Below are 454 nucleotides of genomic sequence, written 5' to 3' on the forward strand. Positions count from 1 at the left end.
GAGCTCTGAAGAAACTAAGCAATTTCTGAATTATATTAAATATGCAGACTTATTTATAAGTGTAAGCGGAGACTGCTTGTCAGAAGTAAATGGCAGAATGAATATTATAGAACAAGTATTACTGTTTGATTATGCACATAAACATAATGTGAAAACGTATATTTGTGCTCAAACTATGGGAAGGTTTGGAAGTGACATTAGATGGCTTGTAAAAAGAATTTTAAAATCCCTTGATTTGATAACCATAAGAGAGGATATAACATATGAATATTTTAAGGAAATAGGAGTCGTTAATAATGTTGTTCGTACAGAGGATTTAGCATTTTTGTTAAATCCGGCTAATGAAGAAAGATTTAAAGAAATACTTGATATAGAGAAAATTGAAGAAGATTTCCTTAATAATAAAACAGTTGTACACTTTACAAACTCCTGGCATTATAATCATTCTTTTGTT

At 29.3% G+C, this 454-nt stretch carries 1 protein-coding gene; it reads left to right on the forward strand.

The window, feature by feature from the left end:
• Positions 1–34 precede the first annotated feature (34 nt).
• Positions 35–454, forward strand: a 420-nt coding sequence (locus RCF13_RS19170) for a polysaccharide pyruvyl transferase family protein (RefSeq protein WP_308141454.1), incomplete at its 3' end; no start/stop codon positions are given.

The organism is Stenotrophomonas maltophilia group sp. RNC7, from assembly GCF_030910085.1.
Classification (GTDB): domain Bacteria; phylum Pseudomonadota; class Gammaproteobacteria; order Xanthomonadales; family Xanthomonadaceae; genus Stenotrophomonas; species Stenotrophomonas sepilia.